General features: G+C 50.0%; 15 protein-coding genes and 1 pseudogene. 15 read left to right on the plus strand and 1 reads right to left on the minus strand.

Annotation, left to right across the window (positions count from 1 at the left end):
• Window positions 1-46: 46 nt before the first annotated feature.
• The 5 genes and pseudogenes from DW743_RS05895 (at window position 47) to DW743_RS05920 (ending at window position 5,831) form a co-directional block, all read left to right on the plus strand.
• Window positions 47-640, plus strand: coding sequence for an NUDIX hydrolase (locus DW743_RS05895; protein WP_022462955.1), 594 nt, complete (start codon window positions 47-49; stop codon window positions 638-640).
• A 102-nt stretch (window positions 641-742) separates the two neighbouring features.
• Window positions 743-886 (plus strand): annotated as a pseudogene (locus DW743_RS05900) (MATE family efflux transporter); the annotation flags it as partial.
• A 182-nt stretch (window positions 887-1,068) separates the two neighbouring features.
• Window positions 1,069-2,808 carry an ABC transporter ATP-binding protein gene (locus tag DW743_RS05910; protein WP_334294817.1) on the plus strand — a complete coding sequence of 580 codons (1,740 nt, stop codon included), beginning with the start codon at window positions 1,069-1,071 and terminating at the stop codon, window positions 2,806-2,808.
• Complete coding sequence (locus DW743_RS05915; protein WP_117760879.1) at window positions 2,789-4,633, plus strand: ABC transporter ATP-binding protein; 1,845 nt, start codon at window positions 2,789-2,791, stop codon at window positions 4,631-4,633. Before DW743_RS05910 ends, DW743_RS05915 begins: the two co-directional genes overlap by 20 nt.
• Window positions 4,634-4,652: 19 nt before the next feature.
• On the plus strand, window positions 4,653-5,831 hold the full coding sequence (locus tag DW743_RS05920) for a phosphopentomutase (RefSeq protein ID WP_117760881.1): 1,179 nt from the start codon (window positions 4,653-4,655) through the stop codon (window positions 5,829-5,831).
• A 16-nt stretch (window positions 5,832-5,847) separates the two neighbouring features.
• On the opposite strand, the gene DW743_RS05925 is transcribed toward DW743_RS05920, so the two are convergent.
• The gene (locus DW743_RS05925) at window positions 5,848-6,465 is read right to left on the minus strand and encodes a hypothetical protein (protein WP_117760883.1); all 618 of its coding nucleotides are present in this window, start codon (window positions 6,463-6,465) and stop codon (window positions 5,848-5,850) included.
• A gap of 127 nt (window positions 6,466-6,592) precedes the next feature.
• Between DW743_RS05925 and DW743_RS05930 the strand changes: the two genes are divergently transcribed.
• From DW743_RS05930 to DW743_RS05970, 10 genes are all read left to right on the plus strand, one after another.
• Complete coding sequence (locus tag DW743_RS05930; RefSeq protein WP_117760938.1) at window positions 6,593-7,924, plus strand: MATE family efflux transporter; 1,332 nt, start codon at window positions 6,593-6,595, stop codon at window positions 7,922-7,924.
• Window positions 7,897-8,208, plus strand: a complete 312-nt coding sequence (locus DW743_RS17875; protein ID WP_147345092.1) for a hypothetical protein — start codon at window positions 7,897-7,899, stop codon at window positions 8,206-8,208. The genes DW743_RS05930 and DW743_RS17875 overlap by 28 nt, the downstream gene beginning before the upstream one ends.
• On the plus strand, window positions 8,175-9,542 hold the full coding sequence (locus DW743_RS05935; RefSeq protein WP_117760885.1) for an MATE family efflux transporter: 1,368 nt from the start codon (window positions 8,175-8,177) through the stop codon (window positions 9,540-9,542). The genes DW743_RS17875 and DW743_RS05935 overlap by 34 nt, the downstream gene beginning before the upstream one ends.
• A 101-nt stretch (window positions 9,543-9,643) precedes the next feature.
• Entirely contained in the window at window positions 9,644-11,194 is a 1,551-nt protein-coding gene (locus tag DW743_RS05940; RefSeq protein ID WP_117760887.1) for a Mur ligase family protein, read from the plus strand.
• 503 nt (window positions 11,195-11,697) lie between these two features.
• Window positions 11,698-12,645: an L-lactate dehydrogenase gene (locus tag DW743_RS05945; protein ID WP_055219369.1), complete on the plus strand. Its 948-nt coding sequence runs from the start codon at window positions 11,698-11,700 to the stop codon at window positions 12,643-12,645.
• Between the two features lie 206 nt (window positions 12,646-12,851).
• Window positions 12,852-13,649: a CoB--CoM heterodisulfide reductase iron-sulfur subunit B family protein gene (locus tag DW743_RS05950; protein WP_117509214.1), complete on the plus strand. Its 798-nt coding sequence runs from the start codon at window positions 12,852-12,854 to the stop codon at window positions 13,647-13,649.
• On the plus strand, window positions 13,646-14,029 hold the full coding sequence (locus tag DW743_RS05955; protein WP_117509213.1) for a 4Fe-4S dicluster domain-containing protein: 384 nt from the start codon (window positions 13,646-13,648) through the stop codon (window positions 14,027-14,029). The genes DW743_RS05950 and DW743_RS05955 overlap by 4 nt, the downstream gene beginning before the upstream one ends.
• A 33-nt stretch (window positions 14,030-14,062) precedes the next feature.
• Window positions 14,063-16,051: a CoB--CoM heterodisulfide reductase iron-sulfur subunit A family protein gene (locus DW743_RS05960; RefSeq protein WP_022461170.1), complete on the plus strand. Its 1,989-nt coding sequence runs from the start codon at window positions 14,063-14,065 to the stop codon at window positions 16,049-16,051.
• Window positions 16,042-16,494, plus strand: coding sequence for a hydrogenase iron-sulfur subunit (locus DW743_RS05965; protein ID WP_022461171.1), 453 nt, complete (start codon window positions 16,042-16,044; stop codon window positions 16,492-16,494). The genes DW743_RS05960 and DW743_RS05965 overlap by 10 nt, the downstream gene beginning before the upstream one ends.
• A complete protein-coding gene (locus DW743_RS05970; protein WP_117509212.1) occupies window positions 16,479-17,447 on the plus strand; it encodes a 4Fe-4S dicluster domain-containing protein in 969 nt (322 codons plus the stop codon). Before DW743_RS05965 ends, DW743_RS05970 begins: the two co-directional genes overlap by 16 nt.
• Window positions 17,448-17,450 lie beyond the last annotated feature (3 nt).

Genomic DNA, 17,450 nt, shown 5'->3' on the forward strand with positions numbered 1-17,450 from the left:
GGTCTTTTTTATCAATCGTTTAAAATCAAAGTGGGAGGGAAAACGGATGCAGAATGAAACAGCCAAAGAAAACCTGCTGCGGCAGATCCGGGAATACCGTCCGTACAATGAGCAGGAAGAGCGGGATCGGGCGATTCTGCTGAAATGGATGGAGAGCGGATGCGATATTTTGACGCGGGAAAATGAGACCGCACATCTGACTGCCTCCGCCTGGGTCGTAAGCCCGGATCGGAAGCAGGTGCTGATGGCGTATCACAATATTTACCATTCCTGGGCATGGCTCGGCGGCCACGCGGACGGAGATGCGGATCTTTGCAGCGTGGCGGTAAGAGAAGTGAAGGAGGAATCCGGGATTGAAGAGGTGAAGCTCTTATCGGATCAGCCATTCTCGCTCGAAATCCTGTCGGTGGACGGCCATGTGAAGCGCGGAAAGTACGTGACGACACATCTCCATCTGAATGTGACATATCTCATGGAAGCAGACCCGGTACAGGAAATCCGCTGCAAGCCGGATGAAAACAGCGCAGTCGGCTGGATTCCGGTGGAGCAGATCGCAGAAAAATCGACAGAGCCATGGTTTGTGGAGCGTGTGTATGGCAAGCTGTGTGAGAAAGTGAAAAGAGATTTCTGTGAAGTGTAATATGCAATCCGCGTATGAACTGCCATTTAGAATAAGCATTAGACAAATGAGCTGTTAGATGTCTAAAATAGAGACAGAAAGAAAAATGGCAGGAGGGGTTTTATGTTTACAAATCAGGATTTGAAAAAGCTGATTATTCCGCTTTTCCTAGAGCAGCTTCTGGTGGCTCTGGTCGGAATTGCGGACGTGTTTGTTATCGGATTTGTCGGAGAGGCGGCGGTTTCCGGTGTGTCACTGGTCAATGCGTTCAAAAGGTAGACTTAAGCTTCCAGAAAACGATCCTCTTTTTCTGACGACAGAAAAGTTGTTGGGAAAAGGGGATTTTTGGGGTAAAAGGGATTATTTCGGCGCGTTGAAAATCGTGCCGGGGTATGGTAAAATGGACTCCGAAAAACAGCAAAAGGAGGACGTGACAGAAGATGAATGATATGAAGCGTCTGCTCTCGTATGCAGGTCCCTACAAGCGGGATATGATTTTCGGAGCAGTGCTGGTATTGGTAGAAACGTGTTTTGAACTTTTTATTCCGATTCTGATTTCCAATCTGATTGACATCGGCGTTGCGAACGGCGATATCCCTTACATTTACCGCAAGGGAATCCAGATGGGAATCTGCGCGCTCTGTGCGCTTGTGACCGGAATTTTATACGCGCACTTTGCGGCGCGGGCGACGTACGGCTGGGGAGCTGAGATCCGGAAGGCGGAGTATGAGAAAATGCAGCAGTATGCATTTTCCAACCTCGACCACTTTGCGGTATCATCCCTGATCACCCGTATGACGACGGATGTTACCGTCATCCAGAATATGGTAAGCGCCGGCTTCCGCCCGATCACGCGCGGACCGTCGCTTCTGATTATGGGAATCGGCCTTTCATTCTATATGAATCCGCGGCTGGCATTTGTATTCCTTGTATGTACCCCGCTTCTTGGCTTTATTCTCTCCCTGATTGTGCGGAGAGTTGCCCCGATGTACACAAAACTGCAGTCCATGGTGGACCGCCTGAACAACGTTGTCCAGGAGGGGCTGACCGCGATCCGTGCCGTCAAAGCTTTCGTGCGGGATGAGTACGAGGAAGACAAATTCAACGAGGTCAACACCGACCTGACCGCAGCGAGCGAGCAGACGTTCCACTACGCCGTGCTGAATCTGCCGGCATTTCAGGGCGTCATGTATACCGCGATCGTGCTGATTCTGTGGTTCGGCGGAAATATGATTCTGAAAAAACAGCTTGCCGTCGGAAACCTGACCGGATTTTTAAGCTACGTCATGCAGGTCATGAACTCGATGATGATGATTGCAAACGTCTTCCTGCTTCTGACCCGTTCCATGGCGAGCGCACACCGGATTGTCGAGGTGCTCGATGAGAAAATCGTGCTCACCTCGCCGGAAAATGGTGTAACAGAAGTGACAGAGGGCAGCGTGGAGTTTGACAACGTATCGTTTAAATACAAAGAAGAAGCAAAAGAGTACGCACTCTCCGATGTTACGCTGAAGATCAAAGCCGGTCAGACGGTAGGAATCCTCGGAGGAACAGGTTCTTCGAAAACGACGCTGGTGCAGCTCATTCCGCGTCTGTATGACACCAGCCGCGGCACCGTCCGCGTCGGCGGAAGGGATGTGCGCGCGTACGATCTTGCCGCTCTCCGCGATGCAGTCAATATCATTCTGCAGAAAAACGTGCTGTTCTCCGGAACCGTGCGTGAAAACCTGAAATGGGGCAATGCGGATGCATCCGATGGGGAGATCTGGGAAGCATGCCGCGCGGCGTGTGCAGATGAATTTTTGAACCGCATGCCGGACGGCCTCGACACCGTGCTTGAGCAGGGCGCAAGCAACCTCTCCGGAGGCCAGAAGCAGCGTCTCTGCATCGCGCGTGCGCTGATCGGAAAGGCAAAAATCCTGATCTTCGATGATTCGACAAGTGCGGTCGACACGGCAACGGAGAAAAAGATCCGCGAGGCACTGGCGGCGCGGAAGGATGTCACAAAAATTATCATTGCGCAGAGAGTAACATCCGTCATGAATACGGATCAGAGCATCATTCTTGATGACGGAAAAGTACACCGGATCGGCACGCACGCTGAACTGCTGGCGGATGACCCGATTTATCAGGAAATTTACGCCTCACAGATGAAAGGAGGAGACGAAAATGGCAGCGAGAGCTTATAGCGGAAAGAAACCAAAGAACCTGAAACACACGCTGCGCGTCTTCCTGTCTTATCTGGGACGGCACAAAAAAATGCTCGCAGTCGTAGCGGTACTGGTAACAATCAGCGCGGGAGCCAACCTCCTTGGAACGTATATGATCCGCCCGGTTGTCAACGGACTGGCGGACGGAGATGTGCACACACTGCTGCGCGGCGTGCTGATTACGGCACTTATTTTCGGGTGCGGCGCACTCGCAGCATACGGCTACACGCAGACCATGGTAAAAGCAGCACAGCAGGTTGTCTTTGATATCCGCCGCGATCTGTTCGAACACGTCCAGACACTGCCGCTGCAGTTCTTCGACAGCAGACGCCACGGCGATATCATGAGTCTTTTCACGAACGATATCGACACGATGGCAGATGCCCTGAACAACAGTTTTGCGATGGTTATCCAGAGCTTCATCCAGATTGTGGGAACACTGACCTTGCTGTATATCCTAAACTGGCGGCTCTCGCTGATTGTAACGGTGTGCTACGGTATCATGTTCTGGTATATCAAGTTCAGCGGAAAGCGCAGCAAGGGTTATTATACGAAGCAGCAGAACAGCCTCGGAGAACTGAACGGCTATATTGAGGAGCTGATCACCGGACAGAAAGTCGTCAAGGTGTTCCACCACGAAGAAGAGAGCTTTACGGAATTCTGCAAAAAGAATGAGGAGCTCCGGAAAGCGGGAACCGGCGCGCAGGGGTATGCGGCGACGATGGTTCCTGTCGTTGTCAGCATTTCGTATGTCAATTATGCGATTGTGGCAGTGCTCGGCGGCCTTCTCGCCCTGCACGGAAAAGCCGATATCGGAAGCCTGGCAAGCTACCTTGTCTTTGTCCGCCAGGCGGCGCTTCCGATCAACCAGTTCACCCAGCAGAGCAACTTCCTTCTCTCAGCACTCGCTGGTGCGGAGCGTGTCTTCGACGTGATGAGCCTGGAGCCGGAAATCGATGAGGGAAAAGTGGAACTGGTCAACGTAAAAGAAGAGAACGGCGCACTTGCCGTCTGCGAAGAGACAACAGGCCGCTGGGCATGGAAGCGCCCGGACGGAACGATGACGGAATTAAAGGGCGATGTGCGTTTTGAAAACGTGGATTTCGGCTACACGGCAGACCGTCTGATCTTAAAGAACATCAACCTGTATGCCAAACCAGGCCAGAAAATTGCTTTTGTCGGTTCCACAGGAGCCGGAAAAACGACGATCACGAACCTGATCAACCGTTTCTACGACGTCCAGGGCGGCGCGGTTGTCTACGACGGCATTGACGTAAAAGATATCGAAAAAGACGCTCTGCGCCACTCCCTCGGTATCGTTCTGCAGGATACCCATCTGTTCACGGGAACCGTAGCAGAAAATATCCGTTTTGGAAAACTCGATGCCACGCAGGAAGAAATTGAACGTGCGGCCAAAATTGCGAATGCGGATTCCTTCATCCGCCGTCTGCCGAACGGCTACGACACGATGCTGACCTCCGACGGAGCCAACCTCTCCCAGGGCCAGCGCCAGCTTCTCGCGATTGCCCGTGCCGCCGTTGCCGATCCGCCGGTGCTGATTCTTGACGAGGCAACATCCTCCGTTGACACCAGAACCGAGGCGCTGATCGAAAAAGGAATGGACCAGCTCATGGAGGGCAGAACCGTATTTGTCATCGCCCACCGCTTAAGCACCGTGCGAAACGCCAATGCGATCATGGTGCTGGAGCAGGGAAATATCGTAGAGCGCGGCGACCACGACGCACTTCTGACACAGAAAGGAAAATATTATCAGCTCTATCATGGAATGTTTGAGCTGAGTTAAAAAGAAAGGAGTAAAGAGTATGAGAAAATATAACCGTATTTTTCTGATCGTCCTGGATTCTCTCGGAATCGGGGCGATGGCGGATTCGGAGAAGTTTGGGGATGTCGGTGTCAATACCTTCGGCCACATCTGGGAGAGTCAGGGAGGCCTTGAAATCCCGAACCTGCGCCGTCTCGGCATGGGAAATCTCTGCGGTGTGACAGAGGATGAGGCAAAGGGTTACGCCAGAAGACTGAACGAGGCGAGCAACGGAAAAGACACCATGACCGGCCACTGGGAGATGATGGGAATTTACACGACAAAGCCGTTCGTTACGTTCACCGACCACGGATTTCCGAAAGAACTGATCGACGAGCTGGAAAAACGAACCGGCAGAAAGATCATCGGCAATAAGGCGGCGAGCGGAACGGAGATCCTCGATGAGCTGGCAGAGCGCGAGATCGAAAACGGAGAACTGATTGTCTATACCTCGGCGGATTCCGTACTGCAGATCTGCGGCAACGAGGAGACGATGGGACTGGAGACGCTGTATCATTACTGCGAGATTGCCCGTGAGCTGACCATGAAAGACGAGTGGAAAGTCGGCCGTGTCATTGCAAGACCGTACGTCGGAAAGAAAAAAGGAGAGTTCGTCCGCACCGCAAACCGTCACGACTACGCTGTCAAACCGACGGGAAAAACCGTGCTCAACGCGATGCAGGAGGCAGGATATGATGTCATCAGCATCGGAAAAATCAACGATATTTTCTGCGGCGAGGGCATCACGGAGAGTCTGAAATCCAAGAGCAGCGTCCACGGCATGGAGCAGACGATTGAGACGGCAGGAAAAGATTTTACAGGACTGTGCTTTGTCAACCTCGTCGATTTCGATGCACTCTGGGGCCACAGAAGAAACCCGGAAGGCTACGGAAAAGAGATTGAAAAATTCGATGTGAACCTTGGAAAGCTGCTGGAGCAGTTAAAAGACGACGATCTGCTCCTGATCACGGCAGACCACGGCAACGACCCGACTTATACCGGAACGGACCACACCAGAGAACAGGCGCCGCTCCTTGCGTACTCACCGTCTATGAAGGAGAGCGGCCTTCAGGAGACGAAGGACACCTTCGCTGTGATCGGCGCATCCGTTGCAGAGAACTTCGGCGTAAAAATGCCGGAGGGAACGATCGGAACATCGATCCTGGAATCGTGGAAATAAGGAAGCGATGGCGTTTTCAGCTGAGGCGGTAAGAACCTTTCGAAAGTTTCACAAGCTGTCCTTCTTCGAGCAGCTTCTTTAAAACCCGCTGGAGCTGGCGGCGGCTGCAGTGGAGCTGCATGGCCATCTTTTCCACGCCGGAAAACGTCTGATCCGGACAGCGCTCTGAGAGATAAGAGAGGAAGGATTCCTCGAGCGTGGAAAAATTCGACTGGGAGCTGGAATAAAGCATCAGCTTTTCGGTGACAGAGTTTAAAAGATATCGTAAAAAGCGGTTGTCGTTCAGCAGAAGCTCTTTCGTGGAAGCGAGCGGCAGAACAATACAAAGCGCGGTGGTGCGTGCCTCGATCTGGTGCGTATCATCGCGTTTTCCGCAGAATTCCATATCGCCGATGCAGGTAAAGCCGTCGAGATAGCCGATCGGGTAGCTCGTGCCGTCGGCGCGGTTGGCGCTGATCTCGATGGAACCGTCCACGAGGAACGAGAGGTATTCCTCCGGATTCAGCGTGTCGAGCCGTTCGCCCTTTTTAAATTGATACAGAGAAAATGCGAGATCCGGGGTATCGAAAAGAGATGGGATTTCATGTTTCTGAAGATAAAAGTCCAGCAGAGCCGGATCAAAAATTCGTTTCATAGGAAAATCCTTTCACAGAAAAATTTTTTGGAAAACTTTTTCTTTATTGTGACATATGACACAAGAAAAAGCAAGAAAGTCTGCTAAGATAAACCAGAACGAAAAAGAGGAAAGGGGAGTTTTCAAAATGGAAAACGAATTATTTGAGAAAACAAAAGTGTCCAAAGCATATATGACGCTCGCACTTCCGGTCGTGCTCGGCATGGTCGTGTCGCTGATCTATAATATGGTAGATACTTTTTTCATCGCGCGGACCGGAAACACGGCGCTGATTGCCGGCGTATCGCTCGGCACACCGATTTTCACGCTGATGATTGCACTCGGTGACATCTTCGGCGTCGGCGGCAGTTCCGTCATTTCGCGCCTCTTCGGTAAAAAAGAGTACGAGGACGGAAGACGGATCAGCGTATTCTGCTTTTACGCAGCGATTGCTGTCGGCATTGTGGTCAGCATCATCCTGCTTGCCGCCAAACAGCCGATCCTTGGCCTGCTTGGCTGTGATGAGACGACGTGGCAGTATGCGGGGGACTATTACCAGTGGATTGCACTCGGCGCACCGTTTATCATCCTGCAGCTGACGCCGAACAATCTTCTTCGGACCGAGGGCTTCGCAAAAGCCTCGATGATCGGAACAATGCTGGGAGCCGTCGTCAACATCATTCTTGACCCGATCTTTATTTACACGCTCGGCATGGGAGCAGCCGGAGCAGCGATTGCAACGGTGATTGGCAACATCTGCGGTGATATTTTCTATGTTATCTTTATGATAAAGAAATGCCGCTATCTCTCCGTCGATTTCCGAAAACTGAAAGTGACCGGAGCAGAGGTACTTGCCGTTCTTGCCATCGGCATTCCGGCATCCGTCACAAACTTTATGCAGAGCATCGGCGTGACGCTGACGAACCGATTTTTGCAGCCGTATGGAACGGACAAAGTTGCAGCGATGGGAATTGCTTTGAAAATTATTATGATTTCTGTTCTTGTGATGGTCGGTTTCGCTTTTGGCGGACAGCCGCTGGTCGGATACAATTATGGAGCGAAAAATAAAAAACGCCTCAGTGAGACGATCCGCTTTGCCTTCCTCCTGGAAGTGCTGACCGGTGCCGGAATGGCGGTTGTGCTCGGTGCGGCGGCTCCGCTTCTCGTGGGACTATTCTTAAAAGAGGCGGATGTCATTGCAGTGGCCCAGCAGATCCTCCGCGTTCAGCTCATTGGTATGCCGTTTGTTGGTATCGTACTCGCATCGACCTGTATTTTCCAGGCGATCGGAAACGGGGCAGGAGCAATGATTCTTTCGGCAGGACGTCAGGGCGTGATTTTTGCCATTGTAATTTTCTGCGCTTCGAAACTTGCCGGTTTTTCCAGTGTTATTGCCTCCCAGCCGGTTTCTGATTTTCTGACCGCATCGGTGGCTGTGATGATTCTGCTTCAGTGGAAAAAGAAAGAATTTGCAAAATAAGAAAGAACAGCAAAGCGGCTGCGGCACAGCGTTCCGGAACGGGAACCTGCCGCAGCCGCTTTTGGAGTGCGCAAAAAAACAGAATTCCTGCACAGGCGGCTGCCATGTCAAAAACACGTAAAAGTGATGAAAAAACGTCTCTTAATTCGGCAGTATTACGGGATTGCATTCTGAGAAAACAAGATATAAAATGGCATGAGATTCGACAAAAAGGGGAAGCAAAAACATACGACAATAGGGAGGACATCACATGGAAACAAAGAAAAGCGCAGCAAAAGATCTGACCAACGGCAGCCCGGTAAAACTGATTCTGGGGTTTGCGCTGCCGCTGCTGCTCGGCATGCTGTTTCAGCAGTTCTACAGCATGGTCGATACGATTATTGTAGGAAAATTTCTCGGCGCGAAAGCACTCGCGGCCGTTGGAAGCACAGGTTCGATCAACTTTATGATCGTGGGCTTCTGTATGGGAATCTGCAACGGATTTGCCATTCCGGTTGCGCAGATGTTCGGCGCAGGCGACCGGAAGGCTCTGTGCCGGTATGTGGGAAACGGAGCTGTCCTGGCAGGTCTTTTTTCGGTTGTGATGACGGTTCTTGTCTGCATCTGGTGCCGTGATATTCTGGTGCTGATGAAAACGCCGTCTGATATTCTGGACGGTGCATACGCTTATATCTTCGTCATTTTCCTTGGCATCCCGCTGATGGTACTCTATAACCAGACCTCGGCGATCATGCGAAGCCTCGGCGACAGCCGTTCCCCCTTGATTTTTCTTGGTATTTCTTCGGTACTGAATATTGTACTTGACCTTGTGCTGGTCCGCCCGATGGGAGTGGCAGGAACGGCGTGGGCGACGATTATTGCGCAGGGAATCTCCGGGTTCTTATGTCTCTTTTATATGAAGAAAAAATTCACAATTCTCACTTTCCAGAGAGAGGACTGGAAGCTGCACAAGCACTATGTGATCAATCTGTGCAACATGGGAATCCCGATGGGCCTGCAGTATTCGATCACCGCAATCGGAAGCGTTATTTTACAGACTGCCGTCAACGGCCTTGGTTCCACGGCGGTTGCCTCTGTCACGGCAGCCGGCAAAATTTCCATGTTCTGCTGCTGCCCGTTCGATGCGCTCGGCTCCACGATGGCGACGTACGCCGGACAGAACGTCGGAGCGAAAAAGATGGATCGCGTCAACACCGGAATCCTGGCGAGCTCAATCATCGGAAGCGTGTATTCTGTGGTTATTTTAGGTGTCATGTTCCTGTGGTCCCGCCAGATTTCGCTTCTCTTTGTAGATGCATCCGAGACGGTCATCCTCGACCAGGCGCGTCAGATGCTGCTGATCAACATGGTATTTTACATTCCGCTGACCCTTGTCAATGTCGTACGATTTACCGTGCAGGGCATGGGCTTCAGCAAATTTGCAATCCTTGCCGGCGTCTGCGAGATGATCGGCCGTTCGGTGGTAGCCTTTTTCCTTGTTCCGTATTTTGGTTACACCGCAGTCTGCTTCGCAAGCCCGGTGGCATGGATTCTCGCCGATCTGTTTCTCGTTCCGGCGTACCTGTACTGCGCAAAAACGCTTCGTTCTCTTTTTGAGAAAAATGCGCAGATGATGTAAGCCGTGCCGCAAGATGGACAAGCTGTTTCAATTCTGGTATAATGGAGCCTGGATTTTAGGAAAGCTGAAAAAGAATCCCATAGAAGAGAGGAAGATATCCTATGAAACAGTCGGTATTAGAATATAAGAAACTTCTGGAGCAGAAAGGCCTTCTGGTGGAATTTGCAGAGCCGGAAGGAAAAGAAGGAGAGGACAGACCCGTTACCCTCGTAACGTATTTTTCGGGCGGAGCGGATCAGGGAACGCTGTTTCTCTGCAAAGGAGCTGCATTCAAAGAGGCATACTTAAAAGACGCCGTAAACCGCGGTGCTGTTGCCTATGTAAGTGAAAAAAAATACGAAGCGGGAAAAGAAATTCCGGCGCTCATCGTCAACGATGCCAGAAAAGCACAGTTTGTGCTGGGTGAGGCGTTTTACGATTATCCGGCAAAGTCGCTGCATGTCACGGCGCTGACCGGAACAAAAGGAAAGACAACGACAGCCTACTACCTGCAGTCGATGCTCGATGCCTGCCTGAAAAAACAGGGCGGAAACGGATGTGCACTGTTAAGTTCGATTGAATATTACGACGGAAAGACGAGAGAAGCATCAACGCTCACCACGCCGGAATCCCTGGAGCTGTGCCGTCATATGCGCAATGCCGTAGATGCAGGCCTTTCCCATATGGTGATGGAAGTATCCTCCCAGGCGCTCAAATACGAGAGAGTCGGAAACACGCATTTTGATACCGCCATTTTCCTGAACATCTCCAAGGACCACATCAGCCCGACGGAGCACAAGGATTTTGATGATTATTTCCAGTCGAAATTAAAGATCTTCGACCGCTGCACCTGCGCCTGCGTGAACCTGGACAGCGACCATATCGGGGAAATCCTGAAAGCTGCGGCAAAATGTGAGCGCGTCGTTACGTTTGGATCGAAAGAAAATGCTGTAATCCGCGTGAGTGATATCAAGCCGGGCAGAGGAAAATTCTATTTCCATGTGGCAGGACCGGATTTCTCGGAAGATTTTACCCTGCCGGTGCACGGAGCCTTCAATGTGGAGAATGCCGTAGCTGCCATTGCGGCTGCCTGGTCGATGGGAATCCCGGTTTCGCTGATCAAGGAAAGCCTCCTTGGCGTCACCGTTCCGGGAAGGATGGAGACGTATGAGAGCAGCGCGGGCGAGGTCACGGCGATCGTGGATTTCGCGCACAATGGCCTGAGTTTTGAAAAAATGTTTGATACCGTAGCACTCGAATATCCGGGGAGCCGCGTAAGCGTTGTGTTCGGAACCCCGGGCGGAAAAGCATTCAACCGCAGAAAAGATATGGGTGAGATTTCCGGAAAACGGGCGGACCGGATTTTCCTCGTACCGGATGATCCGGGAAACGAAGATCCGCAGGCGATCTGTGAGGAGATCGGCGGGTACATAGCAAAGGAAGGTGCATCCTTCCAGATCCGCATGGACCGCGGAGCAGCAATCCGGGAGGCGATTCTTGGCGCCGTACCGGGAGAGGTTGTTCTGATCCTTGGAAAAGGCGCGGACGTGACGATGCACGTCGGAAACGGAAATGTGCCGTACCGGTCAGATGCCGTCTATGCAAAAGAGGCGCTTGCCGAATATGGAAATGCATTTGCCGAAGCGGCAACGGCTCGTGAAACAGAAGAATAGAAGCAAAAACAGAAAAAACAGAGCAAAAAAGACACGGAACAGAAAAATCCGTGTCTTTTTTGCGTCTGGCGGCAGCAGAAATGAAAATCAGACAGGAAATTTGGCGGATACATCCTACAAAATGTAGAAAAGAAGGACAGAAACTAGCCCGTATGACGAAAAGTTGTTAAAAATATAACGAACGAAAGTTAGACTTGTGAAACTAAACACAGAAAGCAAAAACCCGGGAACCATGCGGAAAAAGACGAATTCTGCGGGATGAAGGACAAAGCTGTAAGTTTTTGGAAAGAATTCTTGTGAAAAAGAACAAAAAATGGTATAATTGTATTGAAATATATCCAGAACACCCCTTCTGGAAGCGTACGGGCTCAGTGAGAAAAAAGATTTCACGAAAATGCTCGAAAAAAACACTTGTTAAATTCTTGTCATAGTGCTATGATAAGGAAAGTGAAAAATTTATCAATCACAAAAACCAACTAGGGGTATTTTAGAAAGGAGTATTTATGAGCAGCAAGATTACCATCATTGGAGCTGGAAGCGTTGGATCTACGATCGCCTATACACTGTCGAACGAAGACATCGCGTCTGAGATTGTTCTCATCGATATTAACAAGAAAAAAGTAGAGGGAGAGGTTATGGATATCGCGCAGGGTACCTGCTTCCGCGATCCGGTCTCCATCATCGCAGGTGAGTATGAGGATGCCAAGGACTCTGATATCGTAATTATTACTTCCGGTATTGCAAGAAAGCCTGGCCAGACCCGTATTGAGCTGACCCAGACCAACGTAAACATCTTAAAATCCATCACACCGGAAATCGTAAAAGCGGCTCCGAATGCCATCTACATCATTGTAAGCAACCCGGTTGATATCATGACCTACGTGTTTACAAAGATCTCCGGACTTCCGGAAAACCAGATCCTTGGTTCTGGTACCATGCTGGATTCCGCGAGACTTCGCTGCGGACTGTCTGAACACCTCAACATTGCCCAGAAAAACATCCACGCTTACGTATTCGGTGAGCACGGCGATACTTCCTTCATTCCGTGGAGCGGCGCTTACGTTTCCGGTGTCAGTCTGGACGAGTACTACGAGACCGTAGAAAAAATGGGCAGGAACGTAACCAAGATCGACAAAGATGCTATGCTGGAGTACGTAAGAACTTCCGGCGGACAGGTTATTGCAAACAAAGGAGCTACTTTCTATGCAGTATCTGTTGCAGTATGCAAACTGGTAGCAACCATTCTTTCTTCTTCCGATTCTGTAGCAACCGTATCTTCCATGATGCACGGTGAGTACGGCATCGAGGATGTATGCTTAAGCACACTGACCCTCGTTGGACCGAAAGGCGTACAGGGCAAGATTCCGATGCGTATGACAAAAGAGGAAGTAGAAAAACTCAAAGCAAGTGCCGACGCATTAAAAGCAGTTATCGCACAGATCGAGCACTAAGAGCGGGCAATAAGCTCAAAACATAAAATTTATGGCAGTGGCAGAAAGTGCGAAAGAGCGGTATCTCCCACTGCCTTAACGTGCGCCTGAAGAAATTTTCCGCCGGGTGTACATAAAAAGAGTACCGGAAACTTTTCCGGTGCCGGACAGAAGATACCGCAGGAAAAATGGAAACCAACAGGAGCAAGTAAGAAAGGAGCAATTCCATGACCTACAGTTATTTTCCGGGCTGTACGCTGAAGAACAAAGCAAAAGATCTGGATCATTATGCCAGAGAGTGCGCAAAAGTTCTGGGATTTGAACTGGAAGAAATTGAAAACTGGCAGTGCTGCGGAGCTGTGTATCCACAGGCATCCGATGAAATCGCCACAAAACTTTCTTCGGTTCGCGCCTTAGCAGACGCCAAAGAAAAAGGACAGGATCTGATCACAGTCTGTTCCGCCTGTCATCACGTGATCAAACGCGTAAACGATGACATGGCGAATGTAGAAGACATTCAGACAAAAGTAAACAACTACATGGCTCTTTCCGAGCCATATCTTGGCGAAACGAAAGTACTTCATTATCTGGAAGTGCTGCGTGACGTCGTTGGATTTGACAAGATCAAAGAGAAAGTGGTAAACCCATTAAAAGGAAGAAAAATCGGCGCATATTACGGCTGTATGCTGCTTCGTCCGAGCACCACAATGCAGTTTGACGATCCGGAAAATCCGACAATCATTGAAGACTTTATCAAGGCCCTTGGCGCGACACCGGTCGTATATCCGATGAGAAATGAGTGCTGCGGCGGCTACATATCCCTCAAAGAAAAGAAAATGGCATCCAACATGGTAGACCAGATCATGGTATCCGCATCCTACAAAGGAGCAGAAGAACTGATCACTGCATGTCCGCTTTGCATGTACAACCTGCGCAATAACGGAACAAAAGAAGGTCTTCCGGTTACCTACTTTACCGAGCTTCTTGCAGAAGCACTCGGCATCAAAGAGGAGGTGCAGGCATGAAAATTGCAACATCCGATGAAATCCGTGCCATCGCCGGTGTGGATACCAGAAAATGTATGAAATGCGGTAAATGTTCCGCATCCTGTCCTGCTTATAACGAAATGGACATCCGTCCGCATCAGTTCGTATCCTATGTACAGAACGGCGATGTGGAAGCACTGATGAACTCCAAGTCCATCTGGAAATGCCTCTCCTGCTTCGCATGCGTAGAGCGCTGTCCAAGAGACGTAAAACCTGCCAAACTGATCGAGGCAGTCCGTCTTTCTGTCATCCGCCAGAAAGGTGAGAATTATCTCTCCCCGGATGAAATTCCGGCACTTCTGGACGATGAGACTCCGCAGCAGCTGCTGATGAGTGCATTCCGTAAATATAGAAAGTAAAAAACAACCCATCCACAGAAAGGTGAGAGAAAAGTGCAAAGAATAGGAGTATTTGTCTGCCACTGCGGTACAAATATTGCGGCTACCGTTGATGTTAAAAAAGTTGTTGATGTCATCAGCAAAGAGCCGGGTGTTGTACATGCAGAGGATTATCAGTATATGTGTTCCGAAACAGGTCAGCAGAAAGTGATCGATGCCATTCAGAACGAGCATCTGACCGGCGTTGTTATCTGTTCCTGCTCTCCTCGTATGCATGAAGGAACGTTCCGCAAAGCAGCAGAAAAAGCGGGTCTGAACCCGTATCAGCTGGAGATTGCAAACATTCGTGAGCAGTGTTCCTGGATTCATAAAGATATGGAAGAGGCTACCGAGAAGGCCGTGATCCTGGCCCGTGCAGCCGTTGCAAAAGTTATGCTGGACACCCCGCTTACCCCGGGCGAGAGCCGCGTTGTAAAACGTGCGCTGGTGATCGGAGGCGGTATCGCAGGTATTCAGACAGCACTGGATATCGCAGATGCAGGCTATGAAGTAGATATCGTAGAGAAGACCCCGAGTATCGGCGGAAGAATGTCCCAGCTCGATAAAACATTCCCAACCCTTGACTGTTCTTCCTGTATCCTGACTCCTCGTATGGGAGAGGTAAACGCCCATGAGAAGATCAATATCTATACCTACAGTGAAGTAGAGAGCGTTGGCGGATTTGTCGGTGATTTCAAAGTAGATATCCGCAAAAAAGCAAGATACGTAGATATGGACAAATGTACCGGATGTGGTCTCTGCCAGGAGAAATGTCCATCTAAGAAAAACTTAAGTGAGTTCAACCGCGGACTGTCCACACGTACTGCAATTTACACACCGTTCGCACAGGCAGTTCCGAATGTACCGGTCATTGATACTGCAAACTGTATCCATTTCAAAACCGGAAAATGCGGTATCTGTTCCAAAGTCTGCGCAGCAGGTGCAGTAAATTACGATCAGAAAGATGAAGTAATTACAAGAGAGTACGGTGCTATCGTTGTTGCAACCGGTTTTGATACCATCAATCTGGATAAGTTTGATGAATATTATTACAACCAGAGCAAAGACGTTATTACCTCTCTTGAAATGGAACGTCTGATGAACGCTGCCGGCCCGACAGGCGGTAAAGTAGTACGTCTTTCCAATGGCGAGCATCCGAAGGATATCGTATTTATCCAGTGCGTTGGCTCCCGTGACGTAACCTGCAGAGGAAAGAGCTATTGCTCCAAGATCTGCTGTATGTACACCGCAAAACAGGCCATGCTGGTGCGTGACCATTATCCGGATGTCAATGTACATGTCTTCTACATTGATGTTCGTACCCCGGGTAAGAACTTCGATGAGTTCTATCGCCGTGCAGTAGAAGAGTTTAGCGTAGATTATATCAAGGGTCAGGTAGGAAAAGTATCTGAGGCTCCGAACGGACGTCTTCTGGTACAGGGATCCGACCTTCTGGACAACCGTCAGATCAAGATGGAAGCAGACCTTGTTGTCCTTGCAACGGCAATCGAGCCGAGTAAAGATGCAAGAAAACTGGCTACCATGCTGACTGCAAGTATGGATACCAACGACTTCTTTACCGAGGCACACGCAAAACTGCGTCCGGTAGAGTCTCCGACCGCAGGAGTTTTCCTCTCCGGTGTATGCCAGGGACCGAAAGATATTCCGGAAACCGTTGCACAGGCCGGAGCAGCTGCTGTCAAAGTAGTCGGACTGCTTGCAAAAGACAAACTGACCACCAACCCGTGTACAGCAGAATCCAATCCGCTGTTCTGTAACGGATGTGCATCCTGTGAAAAAGTCTGCCCATACGGCGCGATTTCTTACGAAGATCGTCAGGTCAACGACCACGGAATCCGCGAAACCAGACATGTGGCAGTCGTTAACGGCGCACTTTGCCATGGATGTGGTGCATGTACCGTTGCATGTCCGTCCGGTGCTATGGACCTGAAAGGATTCTCCAATAGACAAATTCTCGCGGAGGTAGATGCAATATGCCGATAGATAACAACGAAAACAAAGAATTTAAGCCAGTCATCGTGGCATTCTGCTGCAACTGGTGCTCCTACGCAGGAGCAGACCTGGCAGGTTCCAGCCGTCTTTCCTATCCGGCAGACGTAAAGATCATCCGTGTTCCATGTTCCTGCCGTGTTAATCCGCTTTTTATCTTAAGAGCTTTCCAGAAGGGTGCTGACGGAGTCATCCTCTGCGGATGCCATCCGGGAGACTGCCATTACAGCACAGGAAACTATTATGCAAGAAGACGTATGACCCTGCTGTTCTCCATGCTCGACTATCTTGGAGTTGAAAACGGACGTACCCGTGTGGAATGGGTATCCGCCGCAGAAGGTGTGAAATTCTCCCAGACCATGAACGAGTTCATTGAGCAGGTGAGAAGTCTTGGTAAAAATGTCAGATTGGAGGATTTACGATGCAAGAAAAATTAGTATCACGCGCAAAAGAGCTTCTGTCTGACGGTACCGTAGTCCGCGTTCTTGGCTGGAGAAAAGGCGATACAGATTTCAGCGCAGAGCCTGCATTTTTTGAAAGTGCCGAGAGTCTTGACGAATTTACCTATGACGGATTCTGTGGTGCCAACTTAAGCAAATACATGATTAAAGCATCAAAAGAAGAAGGAAAAACACTCGTTTTCTTAAAACCGTGCGATACCTACAGCTTTAATCAGTTAATCAAAGAGCATCGTGTGGACCGCGAGAAAACCTATATCGTTGGTGTAGGATGTGACGGAAAACTCGATATCGAGAAAATCCGTGAAGCAGGCTGCAAGGGTATTACCGCTGTAACAGAGGACGGCGATACCATCAAAGTTGCAACGGTTTATGGTGTCAAAGAGCTGAAAAGAGAGGATGTCATCCTCGAGAGATGTAAGGCCTGCAAGGGTGGAAAACATGTAGCATACGACGAGCTCGCAGAAGGCTGTGACGAGGAAAAACCGGCAAAAGAAGGCCGTTTCGAACTGGTTGAAAAGCTTGAGGCAATGGCTCCGGAAGAACGGTTCGCATTCTGGCAGAATGAGCTTTCCCGCTGTATCCGCTGTAATGCATGCCGCAACGTATGTCCGGCCTGCAGCTGTATCAAATGCGTATTTGACAATGATCGTTACGATACTGCACAGAAAGCAAACACTACGACATTTGAGGAGCAGATGTTCCACATCATCCGTGCATTCCACGTTGCCGGACGCTGCACGGACTGCGGCGAGTGTTCCCGCGTATGTCCGCAGCATATTCCGCTGCACCTTCTGAATCGTAAATTCATCAAAGATATCGATGAGTTCTACGGAGAGTATCAGGCAGGAGAAGACACTGACAGCCGTGCACCGCTCACCAACTTCACACAGGAAGATGTAGAGCCAAGTATCGTCAAGGAAAGGGGTTAAGGG

Source organism: Blautia sp. AM28-27 (assembly GCF_003480905.1).
Lineage (GTDB): Bacteria > Bacillota > Clostridia > Lachnospirales > Lachnospiraceae > Fusicatenibacter > Fusicatenibacter saccharivorans.